This is a genomic window from Shigella sp. FC1967 (assembly GCF_001743005.1).
Taxonomy (GTDB): Bacteria; Pseudomonadota; Gammaproteobacteria; order Enterobacterales; family Enterobacteriaceae; genus Proteus.
This window is the reverse complement of the sequence record NZ_MIIZ01000759.1, coordinates 1-3,659: the sequence shown is the minus strand read 5'-3', so window position 1 is coordinate 3,659 and position 3,659 is coordinate 1. Positions and strand designations below refer to the sequence as shown.

The 3,659-nt window shown below is 34.7% G+C and carries 3 protein-coding genes; all 3 read right to left on the bottom strand.

The genetic code is table 11. The features are described from left to right. Window positions 1–962: hypothetical protein (locus tag BHE89_RS12200; protein WP_141008293.1), on the bottom strand; the 962-nt coding region annotated here is incomplete at its 3' end. Then, entirely contained in the window at window positions 959–2,218 is a 1,260-nt protein-coding gene (locus BHE89_RS12195) for a hypothetical protein (protein ID WP_069367294.1), read from the bottom strand. The genes BHE89_RS12200 and BHE89_RS12195, both read right to left, overlap by 4 nt. Window positions 2,219–2,389: 171 nt before the next feature. Further along, entirely contained in the window at window positions 2,390–3,373 is a 984-nt protein-coding gene (gene rpoS / locus BHE89_RS12190) for an RNA polymerase sigma factor RpoS (RefSeq protein WP_069367293.1), read from the bottom strand. Window positions 3,374–3,659 lie beyond the last annotated feature (286 nt).

The window sequence follows — 3,659 nt, the reverse complement described above, 5'->3', positions numbered from 1 at the left end:
TAACCTTTATTTAAGATTAAATAATCATGACTTACCATCAAACCACTCAAATATTTATAACCACTTTCATAGAAAGTTACTAAATTCCCATCAAATTGACGTTGAACAACAGAATAAAGATCACGAGATGCATCTTGAGTAATAAGATAGATATCACCTTTATCATTTTGAGCAACTTCTTTTACCCGCAATGGTAGCCAACGTGTTTTTGTCACTTCTTTACTGATTAAATTTAGCGTAATTTCTAACGTGTTTGTTGTGTAATGATGATTGTAAAAAATGACAAGAGAATCGCCTGAAAGGGCATAATGAAATTGTGTAAACTCACCAAAATCTTCTGCATAATATTGCTTCACCAGATCTTCTGTATTAATAGAATATTCCCAACTCTCCCCTTCATCTAAACTTGTTAGTATCGTTTTATTATCAACTAATACTAATTGTGATGTGGATTCTGAATATAATAATTTTCCACCGATAAGCGCTAAAGGAAAACGATAATAACCACCGTTAGCCTCTTGCCAAGGAATTAAATCGGCTACTGTAAACTCTGCTAAATCTATATGTTGGCGCCCCTGCTGTGTAAATAAAACACATTTATCAAGAACACAATAAGCGTTATAAAAGCTACCTTTGCCTTGTGATACAAAGCGAGTGCCTTCTTTATCAGAAAAATACAGCGTATATTTTCTCTGATCATCTTGGCGATGAAGTCGACCATAAATATCTACGTCATATCGCCCACTATCGGATTCACTCTTAATTAATATCCCACTAGAAGTATAAAAAACCTTACGCGAATTATAATGAGAATAAGGATATGAAGATAACTCAGAAGAGTTTTCATTTTTCCATTGCCACTTAGAGGCAAAGCCATGAAAAAGTACACCATAAAAAAGCAGTAAGCTTAAAATAAATAAACTTGTAATAATGATAAAAGGCTTACGGAAAAAAGGGTTCATTGACGCAGCTCCGTAATATATACCGGTTGTTTGTTTTCAACACATTGCTGCTGAAGTAAAAAATGAGTTTGATAACTGCTATTACCTTTTTCTGATAACAAAATATAAAGGTTTGAAAACAATGCAGTTAAAAAGGCAAAGCCGGTTATGATTAAGCTATAAATAATACCTATTCCTAAAAGGGAATCCCCCATAGAATACCAATCCCATTTATCCCAATAATTGCCATTATCGTAAACATCAGAAATAGAGAAAATAGCCACAATTGAGAAAATAAAAACACTGACTAATGCGGTTATTAATAGCGATAAGCGATATGTACGCTGGTGCCCAATATACATGTGTCCTGAAATTGAATAAGCGCCGTTATCTGTATGATTATAGACTCCCAAGACAATAGGCCCTGAATTCTTATCTTCGGCTTGCCAAAAGAACAATTCAACCTCATCACCATCAGCAAGAAATAAATTATGATCAGAATAAAATAAGCGCTCTCTATAACTTAATACAAAAGGATGTTTATCAATCAAACAGGATATTTGCATTATTACAGTTTCGCTATTGCGGGAATGTATTTTAATTCTATCAACATGATGAAGTTTTATTTTCCCTCTAACTCGTTGTACTTTATTACCTTTTATATGAAGAGTTAGATTTTTACGAGCAATACGTTTTGGTAATTGAGTTGTTTTTATGCTTGGAATAATCAATTGTTCACCATCAGGAGCAATGATATCTTGCTTAGCAATGACTTTATCTAACGCTTTTATTCTCTTTCTATGTTTGGGTCTGGTGAGCTGAAAATAGCGATAAGCTTTTTCTCCGATATAACTCACCCCAGCCATTACAGCACCAAATGAAATCACCATGGAAACAACGATAAAGAAATTAACGTCTAGATAGAGCAATGAATAATAACTCCACCCACTCCCCATAACGGTAAGAATAAATGCAAGCAATAACCATTTTTGTTGTTGTGCGGTTAGCGTGAATTTTCTTTCAGGCTCAAGTCTTCCTTTTGTATCATGATAAATCCATTGCACCCAGAAACTGCCATTTTTCAATAACTCGGCACAGATTTTAAGCTCATCACCTTGTTTTAAGCGTTTAAGAAAATCTTGAGAATTAGCAAAATCAGCTTCATTGAGATAGAAGTTTTTACCTGATGCAATTAATCTCACCATTCCCTTTGGAGAGATCTGACTTTGGTTAAAATCGCAACGTTCTAATTTAACGTTTAAAAAATAATCTTTCATATCTTCCTTTATCACTTTCATCAGGCTAATAAGATGCAAAACGGCGCTCTTTGTTTTATCGTTTTAAATCGCATAATACAAGATAAAGAAAAGCCGATTAGCAAACTCACTAATCGGCTTTGGTAATAACAATATATCAATTAAGGCGATAAACAGAAAATAGGTAGCTAACTATGCTTTGAAAAGAGCTTCAATACATAATCCCTGACTTTGTAGAATGTCTTTTAAACGACGTAGCCCTTCAACTTGAATTTGACGAACCCTTTCTCTTGTCAGACCAATTTCTCTACCAACATCTTCTAACGTTTCCGCTTCATAGCCTAATAACCCAAAACGACGTGCTAATACTTCACGTTGCTTAGGATTCAATTCAAATAACCACTTTATGATATTTTCCTTGAGGTTATTATTCTGAATTGTTGATTCCGGCCCTTCTTCATTTTCGTCAGAGATAATATCAAGTAATGCTTTATCTGAATCACCCCCAATTGGGGTATCAACAGAAGTAATACGTTCATTTAAACGTAGCATCTTACTCACATCTTCAACGGGTTTATCTAGTGTTTGTGCAATTTCCTCAACACTGGGCTCATGATCAAGTTTGTGTGCTAATTCCCTTGCCGTTCTTAAATAGACATTCAGCTCTTTAACGATATGAATAGGAAGGCGGATAGTTCGAGTTTGGTTCATAATGGCACGTTCAATCGTTTGACGTATCCACCATGTCGCATAAGTTGAAAAACGAAAACCTTTTTCAGGATCGAATTTTTCAACCGCTCGAATAAGTCCTAAATTCCCTTCTTCAATTAAATCAAGCAGGGCAAGACCTCGATTTGTATAACGACGAGAGATCTTAACAACTAAACGTAGATTACTTTCTATCATTCGTTGTCTTGAAGGAATATCACCTCGCAACGCTCTGCGAGCAAAGAAAACTTCTTCTTCAGCGGTCAGCAAAGGAGAATAACCAATTTCTCCTAAATAAAGCTGAGTTGCATCGAGCGCACGCTGGTTGACTCCTTCAATAAGTTCAATTTCATCTTGAGCATCAGACTCATTTTCAGCCTCTTTTGCAGCAACTTCATCGAACTCTTCCATGTTCTCTTCAATTTCATCTGTATATAACTCGTCTACTCTTAGCGTACTTTGGCTCATCAGCTGCTCCTACCCTTGATAATTTAGGCAAACGACTCATGATTAAAGTCTGTTTACCAGTTTATCGCTGTGTCACGACACAACGGGTTTACTGATTTTCCCTTGTAACGAATTACAAAATAAAAGATAACATAATCTATTTTACTGTTAATTTTATTCTTTCTTTATTCAATATATAACTTAACTATTGAGCGCAGGTTATTAACAGTTTTTTTTTATTATATTTTACGTATATTTATCTATACGTAAAAATTACTCCATTTAATGCGCTATTTGTGACTACTTG

Coding starts and splice junctions, on each gene's coding strand:
- BHE89_RS12195 (WP_069367294.1), bottom strand. CDS start 2,218: ATGAAAGATTATTTTTTAAACGTTAAATTAGAACGTTGCGATTTTAAC.
- rpoS (WP_069367293.1), bottom strand. CDS start 3,373: ATGAGCCAAAGTACGCTAAGAGTAGACGAGTTATATACAGATGAAATT.